The 21,068-nt window shown below is 70.6% G+C and carries 16 protein-coding genes; 12 read left to right on the top strand and 4 right to left on the bottom strand.

Features of this window, described 5'->3' with window-relative positions; translation table 11 throughout:
- Nucleotides 1-7 precede the first annotated feature (7 nt).
- The 11 genes from AB0M36_RS05435 (at nt 8) to AB0M36_RS05385 (ending at nt 15,332) form a co-directional block, all read left to right on the top strand.
- Complete coding sequence (locus tag AB0M36_RS05435; RefSeq protein ID WP_364154260.1) at nt 8-1,477, top strand: aspartate aminotransferase family protein; 1,470 nt, start codon at nt 8-10, stop codon at nt 1,475-1,477.
- Nucleotides 1,474-2,745 (top strand): SidA/IucD/PvdA family monooxygenase, encoded by a 1,272-nt coding sequence (locus AB0M36_RS05430; RefSeq protein WP_364152829.1) that lies wholly within the window; start codon nt 1,474-1,476, stop codon nt 2,743-2,745. Before AB0M36_RS05435 ends, AB0M36_RS05430 begins: the two co-directional genes overlap by 4 nt.
- The gene (locus AB0M36_RS05425) at nt 2,742-3,272 is read left to right on the top strand and encodes a GNAT family N-acetyltransferase (protein ID WP_364152827.1); all 531 of its coding nucleotides are present in this window, start codon (nt 2,742-2,744) and stop codon (nt 3,270-3,272) included. The genes AB0M36_RS05430 and AB0M36_RS05425 overlap by 4 nt, the downstream gene beginning before the upstream one ends.
- Complete coding sequence (locus AB0M36_RS05420) at nt 3,269-5,008, top strand: IucA/IucC family siderophore biosynthesis protein (protein WP_364152824.1); 1,740 nt, start codon at nt 3,269-3,271, stop codon at nt 5,006-5,008. The genes AB0M36_RS05425 and AB0M36_RS05420 overlap by 4 nt, the downstream gene beginning before the upstream one ends.
- The gene (locus tag AB0M36_RS05415) at nt 5,005-6,441 is read left to right on the top strand and encodes an MFS transporter (protein WP_364152821.1); all 1,437 of its coding nucleotides are present in this window, start codon (nt 5,005-5,007) and stop codon (nt 6,439-6,441) included. The genes AB0M36_RS05420 and AB0M36_RS05415 overlap by 4 nt, the downstream gene beginning before the upstream one ends.
- Nucleotides 6,442-6,719: 278 nt before the next feature.
- Complete coding sequence (locus tag AB0M36_RS05410) at nt 6,720-8,360, top strand: ATP-binding protein (protein ID WP_364152818.1); 1,641 nt, start codon at nt 6,720-6,722, stop codon at nt 8,358-8,360.
- The gene (locus AB0M36_RS05405) at nt 8,357-9,550 is read left to right on the top strand and encodes a response regulator (RefSeq protein ID WP_364152815.1); all 1,194 of its coding nucleotides are present in this window, start codon (nt 8,357-8,359) and stop codon (nt 9,548-9,550) included. The genes AB0M36_RS05410 and AB0M36_RS05405 overlap by 4 nt, the downstream gene beginning before the upstream one ends.
- A 34-nt stretch (nt 9,551-9,584) precedes the next feature.
- Nucleotides 9,585-9,968 carry a response regulator gene (locus tag AB0M36_RS05400; RefSeq protein ID WP_364152812.1) on the top strand — a complete coding sequence of 128 codons (384 nt, stop codon included), beginning with the start codon at nt 9,585-9,587 and terminating at the stop codon, nt 9,966-9,968.
- Nucleotides 9,969-10,142: 174 nt separating this feature from the next.
- On the top strand, nt 10,143-11,825 hold the full coding sequence (locus tag AB0M36_RS05395; protein ID WP_364152809.1) for a S8 family serine peptidase: 1,683 nt from the start codon (nt 10,143-10,145) through the stop codon (nt 11,823-11,825).
- A complete protein-coding gene (locus tag AB0M36_RS05390; protein WP_364152806.1) occupies nt 11,822-14,077 on the top strand; it encodes an ATP-binding protein in 2,256 nt (751 codons plus the stop codon). Before AB0M36_RS05395 ends, AB0M36_RS05390 begins: the two co-directional genes overlap by 4 nt.
- 85 nt (nt 14,078-14,162) lie before the next feature.
- A complete protein-coding gene (locus tag AB0M36_RS05385; protein ID WP_364152804.1) occupies nt 14,163-15,332 on the top strand; it encodes an HD domain-containing phosphohydrolase in 1,170 nt (389 codons plus the stop codon).
- Here AB0M36_RS05385 and AB0M36_RS05380 read toward each other — a convergent pair.
- The 3 genes from AB0M36_RS05380 to AB0M36_RS05370 all read right to left on the bottom strand — a co-directional run bounded on the left by AB0M36_RS05380 (nt 15,329) and on the right by AB0M36_RS05370 (nt 19,339).
- A complete protein-coding gene (locus AB0M36_RS05380) occupies nt 15,329-16,540 on the bottom strand; it encodes a response regulator (protein ID WP_364152801.1) in 1,212 nt (403 codons plus the stop codon). The genes AB0M36_RS05385 and AB0M36_RS05380 overlap by 4 nt on opposite strands.
- Nucleotides 16,537-18,657: an ATP-binding protein gene (locus tag AB0M36_RS05375; RefSeq protein WP_364152798.1), complete on the bottom strand. Its 2,121-nt coding sequence runs from the start codon at nt 18,655-18,657 to the stop codon at nt 16,537-16,539. Before AB0M36_RS05375 ends, AB0M36_RS05380 begins: the two co-directional genes overlap by 4 nt.
- Before the next feature lie 211 nt (nt 18,658-18,868).
- Complete coding sequence (locus AB0M36_RS05370) at nt 18,869-19,339, bottom strand: MarR family transcriptional regulator (RefSeq protein WP_364152795.1); 471 nt, start codon at nt 19,337-19,339, stop codon at nt 18,869-18,871.
- Nucleotides 19,340-19,394: 55 nt separating this feature from the next.
- Between AB0M36_RS05370 and AB0M36_RS05365 the strand changes: the two genes are divergently transcribed.
- Complete coding sequence (locus AB0M36_RS05365; RefSeq protein ID WP_364152792.1) at nt 19,395-19,769, top strand: cupin domain-containing protein; 375 nt, start codon at nt 19,395-19,397, stop codon at nt 19,767-19,769.
- Between the two features lie 442 nt (nt 19,770-20,211).
- On the opposite strand, the gene AB0M36_RS05360 is transcribed toward AB0M36_RS05365, so the two are convergent.
- Nucleotides 20,212-20,862, bottom strand: a complete 651-nt coding sequence (locus AB0M36_RS05360; protein ID WP_364152789.1) for a cyclodehydratase — start codon at nt 20,860-20,862, stop codon at nt 20,212-20,214.
- Nucleotides 20,863-21,068: the final 206 nt, after the last annotated feature.

Raw genomic sequence — 21,068 nt, 5'->3', positions numbered from 1 at the left:
TCGCCTAATTAGAAGTCGATCATGGGGAGGCGCTGTCGTGACCGCCAGCCGTCAACACCTGTTCCACGCGGCCACCGCGGAGCGCTACCGGCAGGCGGTGGCCGCCGGAACCGACCGGGTGGCCCGGCGGATCGCCGCGGTGCACCGGCCCTTCACCGGCATCACCCCCGCGGAGCTGAGCCTCGAGGTCGACGCCGTGGACCTGGACCGTCCCCTCGGCGACACCGAGGCGGCACTGGACGAACTGCACGACGTCTATCTGCGCGACGCCGTCTACTTCCATCACCCGCGCTACCTGGCGCACCTCAACTGCCCGGTGGTGATTCCGGCGCTCGTCGGCGAAGCCGTGCTGAGCGCGGTCAACTCCTCCCTGGACACCTGGGACCAGAGCGCGGGCGCCACCCTGATCGAACGGCGCCTCGTGGAGTGGACCGCGGACCGCGTCGGGCTCGGTCCGACCGCCGACGGTGTCTTCACCAGCGGCGGCACCCAGTCGAACTACCAGGCGCTGCTGATGGCCCGCGACCAGGCGGGGCCGGGCAGGCTGCGCGTCCTGGCGAGCCGGGCCGGGCACTTCAGCGTGCAGAAGGCGGCCCGGCAACTGGGGCTGGACGCCGACGCGGTCATCACGGTCGACACCGACCGCAGCCGGCGGATGATGCCCTCCGCGCTGGCCCGGGAGCTCGCCGGGTGCCGCGCGCGCGGTGAGACGGTGATGGCCGTCGTCGCGACCGCCGGCACGACCGACTTCGGCTCCATCGACCCGCTGACCGAGATCGCCGAGCTGTGCGAGCGCTCGGGAGTCTGGCTGCACGTCGACGCCGCGTACGGGTGCGGCCTGCTCACCTCCCGGACCCGGCGGCACCTGCTCGCCGGCATCGAGCGTGCCGACTCGGTGACCGTCGACTTCCACAAGTCGTTCTTCCAACCGGTCAGTTCGAGCGCGCTGCTCGTCCGCGACTCGTCGGTGCTGCGGCACGTGACCTACTACGCCGATTACCTCAACCCGCTGCGGATGGTCGAACAACGCATCCCGAACCAGGTCGACAAGAGCATCCAGACGACGCGCCGCTTCGACGCCCTCAAGCTGTGGATGACGCTGCGGATCATGGGCGCCGACGCGCTCGGCGAGCTCTTCGACGAGGTGGTCGACCGCGCGGCCGACGCCTGGGAGATGCTCGCCGAGGACCCCCGCTTCGAGGTCGTGACCAAGTCCGCGCTCAGCACGGTCGTCTTCCGCTATCTGCCGACCGGCGACGCCCGGATCCACGCCGACGCCGCCAACCTGTACGCCCGCGAGGCCCTCGCCGCCTCGGGCGACGCCGTCGTCGCGAGCACCACCGTCGACGGTGCGCACTATCTCAAGTTCACCCTGCTCAACCCCGAGACGACCCTCGACGACATCGCGCAGGTGGTCGAACTCGTCGCCGGCCACGCCTGTGGCTACCTGCGGGAGAGGACCCTGGAGTTCGCATGACCACCCCCACGACCCATGACTTCATCGCGATCGGGCTCGGGCCGTACAACCTGGGCCTGGCCTGTCTCACCGAGCCGATCGACGACCTCGACGGCCTGTTCCTCGAGGCCCGCACCGACCTCGCGTGGCACCCGGGCATGCTGCTCGGCTCGGCCCGGCTGCAGACGCCGTTCCTCGCCGACCTGGTGACCCTGGCCGATCCGACGTCGCCGTTCTCGTTCCTGAGCTACCTCAAGGAGAACGGCCGGATGTACCCGTTCTACATCCGGGAGAGCTTCTTCCCGCTGCGCACCGAATACGACGACTACTGCCGGTGGGCCGCGGGCAAGCTCCACAGCGTACGGTTCGGACAGCAAGTCACCTCCGTGACGTACGCCGACGGCGTCTACACCGTGCACACCGGCGACAACCGGTACGCGGCGCGCCACCTCGTTCTGGGCACCGGCACTCCCCCGCACGTGCCGCCGCCCTGCGCCGGACTCGGCGGTGACCTGATCCACAACTCCGCCTACCTGCAGCACCGGGACGCGCTGCGCGCCAAGCGCAGCATCACTGTCGTCGGCAGCGGGCAGAGCGCCGCCGAGATCTACCACGACCTGCTCGGTGACATCGACGAGTACGGGTACCAGCTGAACTGGATCACCCGCTCGCCGCGGTTCTTCCCGCTCGAGTACACCAAGCTCACGCTGGAGATGACCTCGCCGGACTATGTGGACTACTTCCACGCCCTGGACGAGCCGACCCGTTACCGCCTGGAGTCCGCGCAGAAGGGCCTGTTCAAGGGCATCAACGCGGACCTCATCAACGACATCTACGACCTGCTCTACGCCAAGGGCCTCAAGGGCGCGGTCGACTCCCGGCTCCTGACGAACACCGCACTCACCACGGCGGAGTACGACGAGGCCAGCGGCACCTACACGCTGGGCCTGCACCACGACGAGCAGGACCGCGATTTCTCGCTGACCACCGAGGGGCTGATCCTGGCCACCGGCTACCACTACCAGGTGCCGGAGTTCCTCGAGCCGATCCGCGACCGCATCCGCTGGGACGGCCACGGCCGCTTCGACGTGGCCCGCAACTACACGATCGACCACGCCGGACGCGAGATCTTCCTGCAGAACGCCGCCACGCACGCGCACAGCGTCACGTCGCCGGATCTGGGTATGGGCCCGTACCGCAACTCGTGGATCATCCGCGAATTGCTCGGCCGCGAGCACTACCCCATCGAGAAGTCGATCGCGTTCCAGACGTTCGGCGGCGTGGCGTGAACCTCACCATCCGCGACCTCGACCCCGACGCGGACGCCGCGCTGCTGCACCGCTGGCTCACCCATCCGAAGGCCCGGTACTGGATGATGCTCGACGCCGGTGTCGAGCAGGTCCGCGACGAGTACCGGCGGATCGCCGCCCACCCGCACCACGACGCGTTCCTCGGCCTGCACGACGGCGAGCCGGCATTCCTCGTGGAGCGTTACGACCCGCGCCACGTCGAACTCGCGGGGCTCTTCGACGCCGAGGACGGCGATGTGGGCATGCACTTCCTCTGCGCGCCGACCGACCGCCCCGTGCACGGCTTCACCCTCGGGGTGATCACCGCCGTCATGGCGTGGCTGTTCGAGGACCCCGCCACCACGCGCGTCGTCGTCGAGCCCGACATCGGCAACACCGCCGTGCACCGGCTCAACCGGGCGGTCGGCTTCCAAGTCCTCGGGCCGATCGACAAACCCGAGAAGACCGCGCTGCTCAGCGTGTGCACCCGCCGTCAGTTCACCACCGCCATCGGAGCCCCGGCATGATCGAGCACCTCACCCCGACGACCTGGGCGCGGGCCAACCGCCTGCTGATCCGCAAGGCCCTGGCCGAATTCAGCCACGAACGCCTGCTCACCCCGGAAGACACCGGGACCGGATATACGGTACGCGGCGACGACGGCGCGACCGAATACCGGTTCACCGCCCGGCTGATGACCCTCGACCACTGGGACGTCGACGCCGACAGCATCCGTCGGCTGCGCGACGGCTCCGAACTGCCCCTCGACGTCCTCGACTTCTGCACGGAACTGCGCCGCACACTCGGCCTGTCCGACGAGGTCCTGCCGGTCTATCTGGAGGAACTCAGCAGCTCGCTCGCCAGCGTCTGCTACAAGCTCACCACGGCCTCCCGCGACGCGCGGGAGCTGGCGACCGCCGGCTTCCAGGAGATCGAGACTCAGATGACCGAGGGCCATCCCTGCTTCGTCGCCAACAGCGGCCGGCTCGGATTCGGCATCAGCGACTTCCATCGGTACGCCCCCGAGGCCGCCCACCCGGTCCGGCTCGTCTGGCTCGCCGCGCACCGCAGCTGCTCCACTTTCACCTGCACCACGGACACCGACTACGACCGGCACATCCGCGAGGAACTGGGCGAGACGGCCCTCGCCGCGTTCCGGGCGATGTTGCCGTCGCTCGACGACTACCACCTGATCCCGGTGCACCCGTGGCAGTGGGAGAACAAGCTGTCGATCACCTTCGCCGCCGAGATCGCCACGCGTCGGCTCGTCCACCTCGGCGAAGGCCCGGACGAGTACCTGGCCCAGCAGTCCATCCGCACGTTCTTCAACGTCAGCGCGCCGCACCGGCACTACGTCAAGACCGCGATCTCGGTGCTCAACATGGGATTCATGCGCGGGCTGTCGGCGGCGTACATGAAAGCCACTCCGGCCATCAACCAGTGGCTCGCCGAGCTCGTCGACGGCGATGTCGTCCTGAAGGCGAGCCGGCTGACGATTCTGCGCGAGCGGGCCGCCGTCGGCTACCACAATCGACAGTACGAGGCCGCTACCGATCGCTATTCGCCGTACCGGAAAATGCTTGCCGCGCTGTGGCGCGAGAGCCCGGTCCCGGCGCTGGAGCCCGGCCACCGACTCGCCACCATGGCCTCGCTCCTGCACGTCGACCGCGACGGTCGGTCGCTGGCGGCCGCCCTGATCGACCAGAGCTGCCTCGAGCCCCGGGTGTGGCTGCGCCGCTATCTGGACGCCTATCTCGTGCCGCTGCTGCACAGCTTCTACGCCTACGACCTGGCCTTCATGCCGCACGGCGAGAACGTCATCCTGGTCCTCGACGGCGGAGCCGTGCAGCGGGTGATCTTCAAGGACATCGCCGAGGAGATCGTGATCATGGACCCGGACGCGGACCTGCCCAGCGAGGTGGCACGGATCAGGGCGGAGATCCCGGAGGACATGAAACTGCTCAGCATTTTCACCGACGTCTTCGATTGCTTCTTCCGCTTTCTCAGCGCGATCCTCGACCGGGCCGGCGCGATCGACGAGTCGGCCTTCTGGCGGACGGTCGCGGAGACCGTGGACGACTACCAACGCTCGATGCCGCAGTTCGCGGAGAAGTTCGCGCGCTACGACATGTTCGCGCCCGAGTTCGCGCTGTCCTGCCTCAACCGGCTCCAGCTGCGCAACAACGTACAGATGGTCGACCTCGCCGACCCGGCCGCGGCCCTGCAACTCGTGGGAACGCTGCCCAATCCGATCGCCCGATGACGAGCCGACGCTGGACGGTTCTGGCGGTGCTCTGCCTCGCCCAGCTCGTCGTCGTCCTCGACAACACCGTCCTCACGGTGGCGGTCCCCGCGCTGAGCACCTCGCTCGGCGCGGACACCGCGGACATTCAGTGGATCATCAACGCGTACGCGCTGGTGCAGTGCGGCCTGCTGCTCACCGTCGGCGCGGCGGCGGACCGCTTCGGACGCAAGCGGATGCTGCTGCTCGGGCTGGTGCTCTTCGGCGCCGCCTCGCTGGCGGCCGGGCTGGCGCAGTCCACCGGCCAGCTCATCGCCGCCCGCGCCGGCCTGGGTATCGGCGGCGCGATGCTGGTCACCGGCACCCTCGCGGTGGCGTTGCAGATCTTCGACGAGGAGATGCGTCCGACGGCGATCGGCATCTGGGCGGCGGTGAGCGCGCTCGGCTACGCCGCCGGCCCGCCGGTCGGCGGCCTCATCCTCGCGCACTTCACGTGGGGCGCCATCTTCCTGCTCAACCTCCCGGTCGTGGCCCTGGCGGCGGCCCTCACGGTCGCCCTCGTCCCGGAATCGCGCAACCCTGCCGCCGGCCGCCCGGACCTGCCCGGCGCGGCTCTCGCCACCGCCGGCATGACCTCCGTCGTGTACGCGATCATCGCCGGGTCGTCCGCCGCCGCGCTGGCCGGGCTGCTCCTCCTGGGCGGATTCCTGTGGTGGGAGACGCGCACCGCGCATCCGATGCTCGACCTGCGGCTGTTTCGCAACCGCCGGTTCAGCAGCGCCGTCGCCGGGGTCGTCCTGATCACCTTCGGGTGCGGCGGGGCGCTGTTCCTGCTGACCCAGCAGCTCCAGTTCGTCGTCGGTTACACACCGCTGGAAACCGGGCTGCGGATGGCGCCGTTCGCGCTGAGCATCGTCGCGCTGAACTTCACCGGCCTCTCGGCCGCGCTGATCAGGCGGCTCGGCGCGGCCACCGCGATCGCCGCCGGGATGACGTCGCTCGCCGTGGGCCTCGCGGTCGTCGCGCACCTCGCCACGGACGGCTACCCGGCGATCCTCGCCGGCCTGCTGCTCATGGGCTGCGGCTGCGCCGTGGCCAACCCGGCCATCATCGACGCGGTGATGAGCGCCATCCCCGGCGAGGCGGCCGGCGCGGGGGCCGGCATCGACGGCACCATGTCCGAAGTGGGAACCAGTCTCGGCATCGCCGCGCTGGGTGCCGTGCTGGACGCGCGCTTCGGCGCGTTGCTGCCCGGGGTCGCGGCATCCTTCCCGGCGGCGATGGCGGCGGCCGGCGACGAGGCCCAGCGCGCCCGGACCGTCGAGGCCATGCGGTCGGCCCTGGAGACGGGCGAACTGGTGGGGGCGGTCGCCGTGCTGAGCGGAGGACTGCTCACCGGCTATCTGCTGCGTGGCCGGCGGTCGGCCCCGGCGGTCGGGGTCGGGAGCCGGTAGAGCTGCGGTTGCGGTGCGCTGTGGTTGCCGTGGGGCGCGAAAGGGCGGAAACCGCCGCCCGTGCACCTGGACCTTCTACGACGTCAGCGTCCGCGACCGCGCCGGACACGTCACCGGCCTCGAACCACCCACCGGCCTACCCACGTTCACCGTCGCCGCCGCCTGATGTCTGCCCTGGTCACGGCCCAGAACTGCCCAGAAGCTCAGTTACGGCCCCGAACGGCCGATGGGTCAGCAAGGGAGGCTCATCCCGCGCTGGTCGCTGAGGAAGGCATACCGTGTCTGGACATCGAGCGCCTCAGGCGGCCCCGGGCCGCGACGACGCTCCGGGGTGGGGCGATCCCCCGACGCCCGGCATCGATGCGCGCGCGCTCGCCGCCGCCGTCCCGCACAGCATCTGGGTGCTGTCCCCGTCGGGAGAGATCCGGGACGCCAACCCGCACGCGCGGGCGCGCGGCGAGGGTTCCTCGTGGTTCTCGTTCCTGCACGCCGACGACGTCGAGGCGGTGCGACGGGAGGCGGCCGACGCTGACCGCGCGGAACCCTACGAGATCACGTGCGGGCTCCGCGGCGCCGATGGCACCTTTCGGCGGCACTCCGTGCGGTTCACGCCCGTAGGCGGCGACGGCCCCGCCGGGCTGTGGATCGCGACGGCGACGGACATCAGCGACGGCGACGCGATACGCACGATGCTGGAAACCCTCGTCAACGAGCGTGAGCAGGCCCTCGCCTTCCGCTCGGTGATCATGGAGGACATGGCCGAGGGCCTCTTCACCGTCGACGGTGAAGGGAGGATCACGTCGATGAACCGGGCCGCGCGGGAGATGCTCGGCTGGAAGGAGCAGGAGCTCCTCGGCCTCCCCGCCCATGCCGTGGTGCACGCGTCTCCCCGCCTCGACTCGGCGGATCCGGGGACCGAGTGCGCGTTTCTGCGGATGGGCAGCGCCGGCCTGTCGGCGCAGACGGTCGACGAGACCTTCACCCGCCGCGACGGCACGACGTTCGAGGTCGCCTGCTCGGTCGCGCCGAAGGGCGCCGGGAGGGCCGGGGCGGTGTTCACCTTCCGGGACATGACGGAGGTGCGCCTCGCCGAGGTCGAGACCCGTCATGACCAGAAACTGGAGTCGCTGGGGCGGCTCTCCGCCGGCCTGGCGCACGAGATCAACACTCCCATCCAGTTCGTCGGGGACAACACCCGGTTTCTCGCCGACGCCTACCGCGACATGCTGGACCTGCTGCTCGTCTACCGGGCCTGCATGGAACCCGCGCTCGGCGAGGTGGAGTGGAGCGAGCGCACCCGGCGGGCGCAGGAGGCCGAGGACAAGGCGGACATCGAGTATCTCGCCGCCGAGATCCCCGCGGCCGTCAGCCAGAGCCTGGAGGGCGTCGAGCGGGTGGCGTCCCTGGTGCGGGCGATGAAGTCGTTCAGCTACAAGGACTCCACCGAGAAGTCGTACGCCGACCTCAACGAGGCGATCGAGACCACCCTGACCGTCGCCCGCAACGAGGTGAAGTACGTCGCCGACGTCGTGCTGAACCTCGGCGACATCCCCGACGTCCTGTGCCACCGCGGCGACCTCAACCAGGTCTTCCTCAACCTGCTCGTGAACGCCGCCGACGCACTGAAGGACAAGGACGACCGGGGCACGATCCGGATCGGTTCCCAGGTCGACGGCGACACCGTGGTGATCAGCTTCGCGGACGACGGGCCGGGCATTCCCGAGGACATCCAGCAGTCGATCTTCGAGCCGTTCTTCACCACCAAGGAGGTCGGCAAGGGCACCGGCCAGGGCCTCGCCCTGGCCCGGGCGGTGCTCGAGCAGCACAGCGGATCGATCGAGGTCCGGTCGACGGTGGGCGAGGGCACCGAGTTCATCCTGCGCCTTCCCGTGGCCGGCGAACAGGACGCTTCCGCATGAGCAAACCGCATGCCCTGTTCGTCGACGACGAACCGCGCATCCTCGACGGCCTGCGCCGCTCGCTGCGCGGCAAACGCGGCGACTGGGACATGGATTTCGTGTCGGAGGGGGCCGAGGCCCTCGAACTGCTCGGGCAGTCCCGCTACGACGTGATCGTGTCCGACATGCGGATGCCGGGAATGGACGGTGCCGAGCTGCTCACCAATGTCAGCCGGCGCCACCCGGAGGTCGCGCGGGTCGTGCTGTCCGGCCACATCGAGCCGGAGGCGACGGTCCAGGTCGCCGTCGCCGGCCACCGGTTCCTCACCAAGCCCTCCGACGCCGAGACCCTGACAGCCGTCATCGAACAACTGCTCGTCCTTACGTCGCGTGACCACCCGCACGAGGCTCGGCAGATCGCCGGCGGCGTCCGCGCCATTCCGACGCTGCCCGAGCACACCGACCGGATCGTGGCTCTGCTCGCGCCCGAGGCCAACCTCGCGGACGCGGTGCGGACCGCGATGCACGACGTCGGGCTGACCGCGAAGCTTCTCCAGCTGTCCAACTCGAGGTTCTTCGGCGCGCAGCCGCGCAACGCCTCCGTCGAGTCGATCGTCAACGCGATGGGCGTACCCATGGTCCAGGCCGTGGCCGGCGCCGGGCACGCGCTGCGGCCGGAGTCGACCTGGAGTCCGACGATCGAGGAGCACCTGCGGGCGGCGTGGCGCCACGCGGTCGCGACGGCCTGCCTGATGGACCTGGTGGCGTCGCCGGCCAACCGCCCACAGGCCCAGGCCGCCGCCCTGTTGCAGGACGTCGGGCGGCTGGTCTGCCTGGCCGGGGTGGCCGACGAGGCCGGATCTCATGTCGATCTCCATGCCCAGACCCGCGACGGCGTCCCCTTCCGCGATGTCGGGGTGGAGCTGCTGCACCTGTGGGGCCTGCCGACGCCGATCATCACCGCGGTCGCCCGGCGGGACACGCCCCAGACACCGGAGCCGTCGGGGCTCGGGGTGGCGGCCGCCGTACGGGCCGCTCATCTGCTCATCCAGGGGACGCGGGCGGCCGGACCGGACGACGGCACGCACGAGCAGGAGCTGAAGCAGCTGCTGGCGCATCCGCAGCTGCAGGTGCAGGCGGTGGACTGGTTCGAGGCGGCCGACGAAGCATCGCGCAGGGCCGACTCGTGGAACAGCCGGGTCCAGCCGTGACCCAAGCCTGCCCGGTGGCGAGAAGGAGGAGCTCGTGGCACGCATCCTCGTAGTCGACGACGACCCGTCGATCCGCCAGCTGCTGACCGATGTGCTGGAGATGGACGGGCACGAGGTCGCCACGGCCGTGAACGGCCCCGACGGGGTCCGTGCGGTGCAGGAGGCTCCCCCGGACTTCGTGGTGCTGGACGTCATGATGCCGGGCATGGACGGCTTCGAGGTGCTCAGCGCCATCAGGGAGCAGCCGGGCGATCCGGTGCCGGTGCTCATGCTGACCGCGGCCGCTGAACCGGGCACCAACGCCCGGGCGTGGGCCGGAGGTGTGGACTACTACCTGGCGAAACCGTTCACCGCGGACGCCGTGCTGGACCTGATCGAGGGCGTGCTCTCCAGCAACAGCGACTCTTACGGCGGGTGAGGTCGAGCGCACGGTAAGTAAAGGCAAGGCGGCATCTCGCTAAGGATCGCCGAGGAGCAACCGATATTGCGGGGCACGAGGCAAGCCGGACTTCCTCCGCCGGCGGCTTCCTGACAAGTCGCTCGACTACTCTGAGTGCATGAAAGGTCGCAGCCAGTGAAAAACACTCCCCCCGTGGGGTCTGCGAAAGCCACCCCTGCCTACCGCCGGCGTCTTGCCGCCGCGGTTGCCACCGCCCTCGCGGTCACCGGCCTCCCGGCCCCCGCCAGCGCGCACTCCTCTGCGGCAGCGTGGCGTGACGTCATCGTCACCGGAACGGACGCCGACGGCGCCGCCCGCGCGGTCCGCGCGGCCGGCGGCCGGGTGGTCACCCTGCTGCCCGTGGTCCGCGGCGTCGCGGCCCAGCTGCCCGAGGGCAGCCACCTCGACCCGGCCTGGCTGGTGGCCCCCCAGCGCGAGATCACCGTCGCCGGCGCGTCGACACCGACCGACACGGGCAAGGCGGAGACCATCCGCGAGATGGTCGGGCTGCCCGCGACCGGCAACGAGGGACGCGGCGTGACGGTCGCCGTGGTGGACACCGGCATCGCCGACGTGCCCGACCTCGCCGGCCAGCTCGCCGACCGCGTCGACCTCACGGGTACGGGCGACGGCGACGGCTACGGCCACGGCACGTTCATGGCCGGCCTGATCGCCGCCACGGGCGCCGCCTCGGACGGCGCCCACCGGGGTGTCGCCCCCGGCGCGAAGCTGATCGACGTCAAGGTGGCGGACGCCGACGGGCGTACCGACCTCACCACGGTGCTGCGCGGCCTGCAGTGGATCAGCGACCACCGTAAGGACGTGCAGGTGGTCAACCTGTCGCTGTCCTCGCAGAGCCCGCTGCCGTACCAGATCGACCCGCTGACCCAGGCGCTGGAGTCGCTGTGGCACCAGGGCGTCATGGTGGTCGTGCCGTCCGGCAACGACGGCCCCGGCCAGGGGTCCGTGACGTCGCCGGGTAACGACCCGCTGCTGCTCACCACGGGCGGCCTGGACGCCTCCGGCACGAGCGACCGCGGCGACGACGTGGTCGGCATCTGGTCCGGCCGCGGACCCACCTGGCAGGGCGACGCCAAGCCGGACCTGGTCGCCGCCGGTGGCCACGTGGTGAGCCTGCGCTCGCCGGGCAGCATCGTCGACGAGGGCAACCCGCAGGCCCGCGTCGGCAACGGCTACTTCCGCGGATCGGGCACCTCGATGGCCGCCGCGGTGACCTCCGGCGTCATCGCCGACGCGCTGGCCGTGCAGCCGAAGCTGCGCCCGGACACGATCAAGAACCTGCTTGTCAACACGGCGTACGACAGCACCGGGCTGAGCCGGCAGAGCGGCGGCGGCGCGGGCGGACTGGACGCCCCCGCGGTGCTGGCCGCCGCCGCCAACTGGCACGCGAGCAAGGCTCAGCGGCAGTACGACGAGGACACCGCCACGGTGGGTCGCGACGCCAAGCGTTGGGCGGCCTTTGGCAAGGCGGTGGCTGACGGCGACAAGAAGGCCGCCGACCAGGCGTGGAACAAGCTGAGCCCGGCCTCGCGGGACTGGGCGGCGCGCGCCTGGGCGCAGCTCGACCCGGCCGCACGCGCCTGGGCGGCACGGGCCTGGGCGGCGCGCGCCTGGGCCGGTGAGGAGTGGGCGGCTCGAGCCTGGGCCGCCCGAGCGTGGGCCGCGCGGGCCTGGGCCTCCGACGACTGGGCCGCGCGGGCCTGGGCCGGCGAGGAGTGGGCGGCTCGAGCCTGGGCCGCCGACGACTGGGCCGCCCGAGCCTGGGCCGCGCAACGATGGAGCGCCCAGTCCTGGGCGTGGATGCCTCAGTCGTGACCTCAGCCCCGCCACGCGCCGGCCGCCCGGGATTCTCCCGGGTGGCCGGCGCTGTGCGGGATCAGCTGGACGACCCGATCCTGCGCCGGGTCGTGGCGGTCACGCTGCTGGGGATGGGGCTCGCCGCCGCCGTCGTGGTCGCGCCTCCCGGGGACGGCAGCGTGTTGCGGGGACTGGGCGTGCCGACGGCCTGGCTGCTGCCCGGCCTGACGGTCCTGAGCTGCCTCGCCGAACTGACCGTGGTCCGGTTGCGGCACGGCGAGGCCGTCGAGGAACTGACCCTCTACGAGGCGGCGCTCGTCATCGACGTGCTGCTGCTGCCGCCCCGGGACGCGCTCGTCGCGGCCGCCGCGGGGCTCGTGCTGGCCAGCGCGTTGCAGCGTCGTCCCGTGACGAAGGCCGTCTTCAACGTCGGCACCTACACCGCCGCCGCGGCGGTGCTGATCTTCATCGTGCACCTGGTCGGCGGCTCACCGGGCCTGATGACCCCGGGGGTGCTCCTCGGCGTGATCACCGGGACGCTCGCTTTCACCGGGGTGAACCTCTGCTGCCTGGCCCAGATCCTCGGCGTCATCAACGGGCTGTCACCGTGGCGGATCGTACGCTCGGAGGCCCGGCTCTCGGGTTACATGGCCGTCGGGACGATGGCGACCGGGTTGCTGACCGCGGAGATCGCCCTGCACGCCCCGCTGCTCCTGCCGTTCATGGCGATGCCCGCTCTCGCCGTGACCTACGCTTACCGTGCGGCGGCGCGCGAAGCCGAAGAGCGAGCCCGGTCCACCTCCCTGCTCCAGCTCTCCCACGCGCTGGCCGAGCGCGAGGACGTCGTACGCCAGTTCCTCCTCCTGGTCCGTGAGGCCTTCGGCGCCGACCTGGGCGTGGTGTGGCTCGAGAACGACGTGGCGCTGTCCGTGGAAGCCAAGGAGCCGGCGACGGTGCGGCACGGGCCGGTGCCGCGATATCTCGCCGCTCTCGGCCAGGTCGACGCGCCGGTGCAGCTCGTCGAGGAGCTGCCGCCCGGACTGCGCCGGATGATCGTCGTTCCGGTGCAGGGAGGCGGGCGCCGGCTCGGCACCGCGGCCTTCGCGATCAGCGGCCGCGACCGGGGGTGGATGACCACCGGGGACGTCACCCTGCTCGCGTCGCTCGCCAGCGCGCTCGCCGTGGCCATGGTCGGCGCCGAGCACTTCGCCCGGCTGGTCGACGAGACCAGCAAACTGCAGGCCGTCGTGGAGCAGTCCACCGAGGGCATCATGGTGATCGAAGGGGACGGCCTGATCCGGATGTGGAGCCGGGCCCTGGCGGACATCACCGGCGTCGACGCCGCCGAGGCGGCCGGCCGGCCGCTCGCCGAGGTGCTGGACGTGCCCGCCGAGGAGGAACGGCCGTTGTTGATGCCCGCGTCGGAGGAGCAGCCCAGGGCGGTGGTCGAACTGACCGTCAGCCGGCGCGACGGCGAACAGCGACGCCTCCGGTTCGCCCACTCGGCCATCTTCACCGCCGGGACCGTGGGACGCGACGTGGTGGTCGTCAGCGACCTGACCCGGGAGTACCGCACCGAACGGCTGAAGTCCGACTTCATCGCCATGGTCTCGCACGAGCTGCGGACGCCGCTGACCCCGATCATCGGCTATGTCGATCTCCTGCGCAGCCGCGGCGAACGCATGACCCCGCAGAAGCGGCTGGACGCGCTCAACCTGATCGGCGACCGCGCCGGCCACCTGTCCCGGCTCGTGGAGGACCTGCTGCTCGCCTCGCGGTTCGGCGACAACCCCGACGACGTCTCGCTGCACGTGTCCGCGGCGACGCACGACCTCTGCGCTCTGGTCAACCAGGCGGCCCGCGATCTCGGCTCCACCCGGATCGACGTGGAGATCCCCGCGGAGCCGGTGCTGGTCCATTGCGACGACGGCCGGACGCTGCAGGTGCTCGCGAACCTCATCGGCAACGGCCTCAAGTACTCCGGCGAGGACACCCGGGTCGAGGTGAGCATGCGGCTCGAGGACTCGCGCGTGCACGTCGACGTCCGTGACCACGGGCGTGGCATTCCGGCGGATCAGCTGGAGAAGATCTTCGACAAGTTCCACCGGGTCGAGGACCCCATGACGATGGCCACCAGCGGCACGGGGCTCGGCCTGTTCATCGCCCGTCGGCTGGCCCGGGCCATGGACGGCGACATCAGCGTCGTCTCCACGCTGAACAGCGGGTCGGTCTTCACCCTTTCGCTGGCGTACGGCCAGCCCACGGCGTGAGGAAACTTCGTCCGGAATATCCGGCTTGAAGGTATATTCGGGTGATCCGGTCGAGCACTGATCCGGTCGAGCACGAGGAGCTGGCATGACGACCCCCGTCGATCGTCCCCGGATCCTGCTCGTCGACGACGAGCCGAACCTCCTCGACGGGCTCCGGCGGCAGCTGCGCAAGGATTTCACGGTGGAGACCGCCGTGGGCGCCGCGAAGGGCCTCTTCGCGATGAAGGCGGTCGATCCCTTCGAGGTGATCGTCTCCGACTTTCTGATGCCCGGCATCAACGGTGCCGAGTTCCTGGCCGCGGCCGCGAAGGTCTCGCCCACCAGCACTCGCATGCTGCTCACCGGCCACACGAGCCTCGCCGACGCCGCCGCGACCGTCAACACCGGCCACGTCTTCCGGATGGTGCTCAAGCCGGTCGACACCGAGACCATGACCGAGGCCCTGCGCGACTGCGTGGCCCAGCACCGGCTGGTCGTGGCCGAACGGGAGCTGTTGGAACAGACGCTGCGCGGCAGCGTCAAGGCGTTGACCGACGTGCTGTCGCTGTCCAGCCCGCTCGCGTTCGGGCGGGCGGCCCGGATGCGCCGCGTGGCCACCGCCATCCTGGACCAGATGGAGGTCCAGGACCGGTGGGCGGTGGAACTGGCCGTCGACATGTCCCAGCTCGGCGTGGTGGCGCTGCCCCCCAGCGTGGCGGAAAAGCTCGACAACCCCGCCGATCTCACCCCCGCCGAGCAGGTCATGGTGGACCAACTGCCGCACGTCGCCGAGCAACTGATCTCCGGAATCCCGCGCATGGCCCCGGTGGCCGACGCCATCCGCTACTGCCGGAAGGGTTACGACGGCTCGGGCACACCGAAGGACGGCATCTCCGGCCACCAGATCCCGTTCGCCGGCCGGCTGCTCCGGTTCGTCCAGGACCACGACAGCCTGATCATGCACGGGCTGTCGCCCTCGGTGACGCTCGCGACCCTGCGCGCCAGCGAGGACGAGTACGACCCCGAGGTGCTGGAGGCATTCGAGGCGAGCTCGATATCCGAGACCGAGAAGGTCCGCGCCATCGGGCTGAGCGACCTCGCGGTGGGCATGTCGCTCGCCGCCCCCGTGCGCAACAAGTCGGGCATGTTGCTGGTCAACGCCGGCCAGGAGATCACGATCAGCCTGATCACCCGGCTCAAGAACTTCGCCGCTCTCGAAGAGGGCGTCACGGAGCCACTGATGGTCGTCGACGATGACGAGGCGTACGTCAGCTAGTCAGCTCTGCGAGACTGTTGGCGTCGCCACCGCGTGATGGCCGCGCGGGACGGTTCGTCGAGCAGGTTCAGGTCGAGGGCGGTGGCACCGGGCAGTCCGCACACCGGCCCGAGATCCGCCTCCACCACCAGGTGGGCCAGCACCACGGCGCTGGACGCGTCGACCGCCGCGTGCGGTTGCGCGGTGGTCGCGTGGCCGGAGACCGCCTCGATCACCGCGTCCGGCAGCCCCCAGAAGCGCAGCAGTCCCGTGCCCGCGTCGACGTGGGTGGAGCCCAGCACCGTCGACTCCACCGCGCAGAGGAAGGTCTCCTCCTCCGTTTCCCGCGCGGGGTCACGCCATGCCTCGAGGGCCCGCACGAACTCCCGCGGTCGCACCGAGGCGAGGACGAGTTGCCCGACCTCGTGCAGCAGGCCCGCGGTGAAGGCGTTGCTCTCCCATTCGGTGTCCTCGGCGAACATCCGGGCCAGCCGGGACGTCTCGATGGCGTGCAACGTCAACGCTTCCATCCATTCGGCGGGAAGGTCGCCGGTCACGTCGAACGTGCGGATCAGGTCGTGCATGCAGACCAGGCTCCGGACGGTCTGGAGACCGAGCAGCGCCACGGCCTGGCCGACGTTGCTGATCTTGCGCCCGACCGTGTACGCCGACGAGTTCACCAGTTGCAGCACCTTGGCCGTCGCGGCGGGGTCCTCCTCGATGACGGAACCCACCGACTGCGCCGACGCCTCGTCGCTGTCGAGGGCCGCGATCAGCTTCAGCAGGGTGTCCGGCGGACTCGGCAGCGTCTGTACGTCCGTGCGGTCCGCCTCCGCCCCGATTCCGGGGGTGCCCGCGCGGCACTCGATGAGCCGCTCCACGGTGGCGACCAACTGCTCCGGCGAACTGGGCTTGGTGAGAAACTCGTGTGCGAGGACCATGATGCTCAGCAGGTTGTCCTCGCTGGTCTGTCCGGACAGGATGACGCGGGCGATCCCGGGGTATTCGGTGCGGACCCGCTCCAGCAGCTGCGCGCCGTTCATCCCGGGCATCCGGTAGTCGGAGACGATCACATCGCACGGCTGGTCGCGCAGGGCGGCCAGAGCCGCTTCCGCGCCTTCGGCGAAGGACATGTCCCAGCGGTCGCGGTGGGTCCTGAGCATGCGGCGCAAACCGCCGAGGATGCGGGGCTCATCGTCGACGAACAGCACGTGCGGTCGCCGACTCACTGCGTCGCCTCCACCAGCCGGTCGCCGTCGGCCGCGCCTTCGACCCCGGCGACGGGCAACCGCACGGTGAACACCGTGCCGACCCCGACGGTGGTGGTGAAGTCGATGGTGCCGCCGTGCCGGTCGCTCACCAGGGTCCGCACCAGCGCGAGTCCCTGACCGGTTCCGGTGCCCACCTCCTTGGTGGTGAAGAACGGGTCGAACAGCTTGTCGGCGATCTCCGGGGGCACGCCGGTGCCGGTATCGGCCACCTCGATGACCGCGTAGTCGCCGTCCAGTCGGGTGTTCACCCGGATGGTGCCCCGGCCACGGTCAGCGGCACCGATCGCGTGGGCGGCATTGATGATCAGGTTCAGCACCACCTGGTTGATGTCGCCGAGGTGGCAGTGGACGAGGGGAAGATCGCCGAGGTCGGTCTCCAGGTCGGCGACGTACTTGATCTCGTTGTTGGCGACCGCGATGGTGTTCTGGATGGCCTCGTTGAGATCCGCCCGGCTCTTCTCCTCCGTGCCCGGGTGACCGAAGGCCTTCATCGCCCGCACGATGTGCGCCACCCGGTTGACCCCCTCGAGGGTCTGGGAGACCGCGATCGGCACCTCCTCCATCACGAACTCGACGTCGATGTCGGAAGCGACCTGCTCGACGTTGCGCAGCGCGGCTTCGACGTCACCGTCGTCCTGCACCGCGGCGGCGAGCTCCCGGTAGGCCCCGCTCAGCCGCTCGAGGTCGACGAACGCGGTGTCCAGGAAACGGACGTTGTCCCCGACGAACTGGATCGGCGTGTTGATCTCATGGGCGATGCCGGCGGCGAGCCGCCCGACCGACTCCAGCTTCTGCGCGTGCCGCAACTCCAGTTCCAGCCGGTGCCGCTCGGACACGTCGCGGGCGGTGAACACGATGCTCCGGGATCCGTCGTGTTCGCTGACGTACTCGACCAGCGCTTCCACGTCGGTCCACGCGGCATCCTCACGGCCCCGGATGCGACATGGCGCCGCCGACGGCGACAGGTTCGGCGTCGCCCCGCCGCGCAGCGTCCCGAGGTCGTCCTCGTGCACCAGCGACCAGAGACCCCGGCCCAGGAGTTCGTCGCTCGAGCAGCCGAGCATCGACGCGGCCGCCGGATTGACGAAGCGGATGAAACCCGCCTCGCCGGCCAGGATCAGCGCGTCGGCGGAGTGCTCCACCACGACGCTGAGCCGGGAGCGGCTCAGCAACTGGTCGAGGGTGAGGGCGGCCTCGTCGGCCAGCGTCGTGACCGAGGCCGACAGGTCGTCCACCGGGCGCCGCTCGAGAGCCAGCACCAGCATGCCGAAGACCGACCCGTGCGCCGCCATCGGGGCAACCGCGACCACGGGGTGCCGCGGGAGCCGCAGGATCTCTGTCACCGCGGCGGCGACGCCGCCGTCGACGATCGTGTACCCGCCGGGGCGCAGCGCGGTCCTGATCTCCTCGGGCAGCCTGGACAGCTCGGTGACCCAGCCCGCCGCCTCGCCGCCGACGTTCCCGGCGGCCGCGATGACGTGGATGGCGGGTCCCGCGACGGTGATCATGAGCGCCGCGCCGGCGGACCGATCCATGCTCAGCGCCGCGCCCAGGGTCACATCCATGGCCTCGGCCCGGGTGGTCGAGGCGACCAGGCCACCGCCGGCCGACGCCAGGGTGCCCTGCCGGTCGGCCGAGCGGTCCCTGGCGCTGCTGGCCTGGGCCAGCACATGGTTGACCGCGAGCGACAGCAGGGCGGTGAAGAGCAACGGGACGGCGGAACCAGGCCGTCGGTCGAGGACGACGAAGCCGGCCGCCATGATCCCGCAGATCACGGCGGCCGCGAGGATCTTCTCGCGCAGGCCACCGTACAGGGCACGGAAATTGACCCATACGAAATACAGGCCGATGGTGGTGCCGTAGTCGGACGCCGCCGCGATCAGGCCCATGCAGACGCCCTCGGGAATCCAGCTCCAGAACGGGAAGCGCTGCCGCCGGTATCCCAGGTAGAGCCACGTATTCACCGAGAGGGCGAGCACCACAACCGCTATCGCGATCCGCGGGTCGGCACCGTGCAGCCCCCACAGGCCGAAGACGGGCCAGGCCAGGAGGATCCCCAGGAAGAGGGTGCGCACCTGCCCCAGCATGGTTTCGGTTCCGCGGAGCCAGCGTCGCGCCCACAACGTCCCAGTTCCCATCGCCGCCCCTCCGAGCATCAGCACAGGGCTACCGGACCCATGGTGTCTATTGGCCCATTTTGCCAGTTCACGGGGGTGTGTCGGGTCCGAACCGCGATGAGCGGCCGCCCGGGCGAACGCTCTGACGTTTTCGGCGGCGGCTCCCGCCCTACAGGTAGAGCGCGCGCAGCCGGGGATCCGGCGTCTCGTCGGCCTCGGTCGCCATCGCGCTGAGAACGCCCCGCAGCGCACCGACCGCCGATGCCCCGTGCTCGCGGGCGAGGCGCCGTTCGTAGCGCTGGTGGAAACGGCGCGCGGCCGCGAGAGCCGACTTACCGCGGGCGGTCAACTCCAGCCGCTGTGCGCGGCGGTCGTCCGGGTCCGGGGTACGCGTGACATAGCCGCGCCGCCGCATGTCGTCGATGATCTGGGCCGCGGCCTGCTTGGTCACCTCGAGCCGGGCGGCCAGGTCGCTCACCGTCATCGGACGGGTCCCCAGCTCCCGGAACACGAACCCGTCGGAGCGGCCCAGGTCGTCGAAGCCCTGCTCGGCCAGGAAGGCGCGGAGGTCGCGGACGAAGTTCTGGTATCCGAGCGCGAGCAGGATGCCGAAGTCGAGGGGTTGCGCCGATGCCGCCATGTCCTCATGATAGTCAAGCCAGCTTGGACAAGCTGGATTGACTATTGGAGGAGCAATGCACGTCATTCGCGCCGCGCGGGCCCCTCGCTTCGAGGTGCCCGGCGTCGAATTCACCGCACTGGCCGCCCCCAGCCGCGGCTCGACCGAGATCTGCACGTGGCGGATCACGGTAGAGCCGGGGCTGCGGTCGCCGGAGGCACACACCCTCGACCAGGACGAGATCTTCATGGTCGTCGCCGGCACCATCCACCTCAGCCCCGACGGCGAGCCGCTCGGCCCCGGAGACGTCGCCGTGGTGCCGGCCGGAGAGCCGATCCAACTGGGCAACCCCGGCGACCAGCCGGCCGAGGCGTACGTGGCGATCCGCGCCGGGTTCGTCCCCCGCACCGCCGACGGCACCCCGATCGGCACGCCGCCCTGGGCGCAGTAGCACCTGGGACGGGGGCACACCGCGCGGGCGGCCGATCGGCGATCGGACACCCGCGCGGTCCCCGGCCTACCGGACCAACCGGCGTTCCTCCCTGCGCCGCACCCGCACGGCGATCTGCCGCGCCGCACTCGGCGCGGCGTCCGCGTGACACCCGCCGACCCTCGGCGCTGTTCTCGGCCGCACCGGGCCACAATGGGCGCCCAGGACGGCACTGGTGTCATGCCAGACGGTCACCATGATCATCGACAAACTGAACGCTCCCCCGTCGAGTGTTCGAGTTGGCTTTTGCCGGCTCGCGGCGACCAATGTGCGACGGGGACGCGCCGCACACCAGTGCGGCGCCGCACGATTGAAACAGGACGCGAATCAGGCGCGACGGGTTCGCGGGCGCCCGGGTGCCCCAACTATGATCTAGGTAGAAGGTCCTTCGCTACCGCGTGAGTCACGCGATGGTCGTACTCGTAAAGATCGGCGACGGCGTGGGATAGCACGAGGTCGGCACATTCACCGAGAGCGGGCCCAGCCGCACGTTGGCGGTGAAGGTCAGGCTCGGGTCGGCGTAGCTGGTACCGGCCAGGGTGGTGACGATGGCCGTTCCGGCCGCGCCGGTCGCGGTCAGCCGCAGGTGCAGTGTGGGCAACTGGAACGTGGTGCCGCCGCCGATCGGACCGGGCACGGTGGCCGTTACCAGGTCGGTGGTGTGTGCGACGGTCGGCGTGCCGGACCCGATGTTCACGCCGCCGCTGAGGGTGGCTGACTGCACGCTGGCACCGGGCGACACGGCCACCCTGAGCACGAGCGTACGAAGGTTGTTGACCGTGAACCCGCCCGCGGTCGATGGCGCGGTCATCGAGTCGGGCGCGAGCGTCAGGTCGAAGTCGGCGCCGGCCTCGACCGTGGCCGGGCCGTCGGCCTGGATCGACGTCGACAGCGGCAGTTGCTGCGGTGAGCCCACCGGCGGCCGGCCCTGACAGTCGAGCGTGACCGGAACGGTGGTCGCCGCGTGGGCGGCGGGAATCGAGGTCAGGAGGCTGGCCAGCACCAGACCTCCGGCGGCGCAGAGCAGACCTGCGGTGCGGACAAGGCGTCTCATCCGGACTCCCCTCATGGGAAACGTTCGGGTATGCGATGGCAATGCATAGACAACCATCAATCAATAATCCCGTACGGCCGGATATGAAATCTTCTCGTAATGTGTGAGAACAGCCGATGTCATGCCGCCGACGGGCGGCGCTCATGCGCGGCGGAGGATGCCGGCGCGTGACAGGGCGCGGATCCTGCCCCTGTGGAGGTCCGGGC

The organism is Actinoplanes sp. NPDC051346, assembly GCF_040682215.1.
Lineage (GTDB): Bacteria > Actinomycetota > Actinomycetes > Mycobacteriales > Micromonosporaceae > Actinoplanes.
The sequence above is the reverse complement of the archived record's forward strand: the minus strand, read 5'-3'. Positions and strand labels throughout refer to the sequence as shown.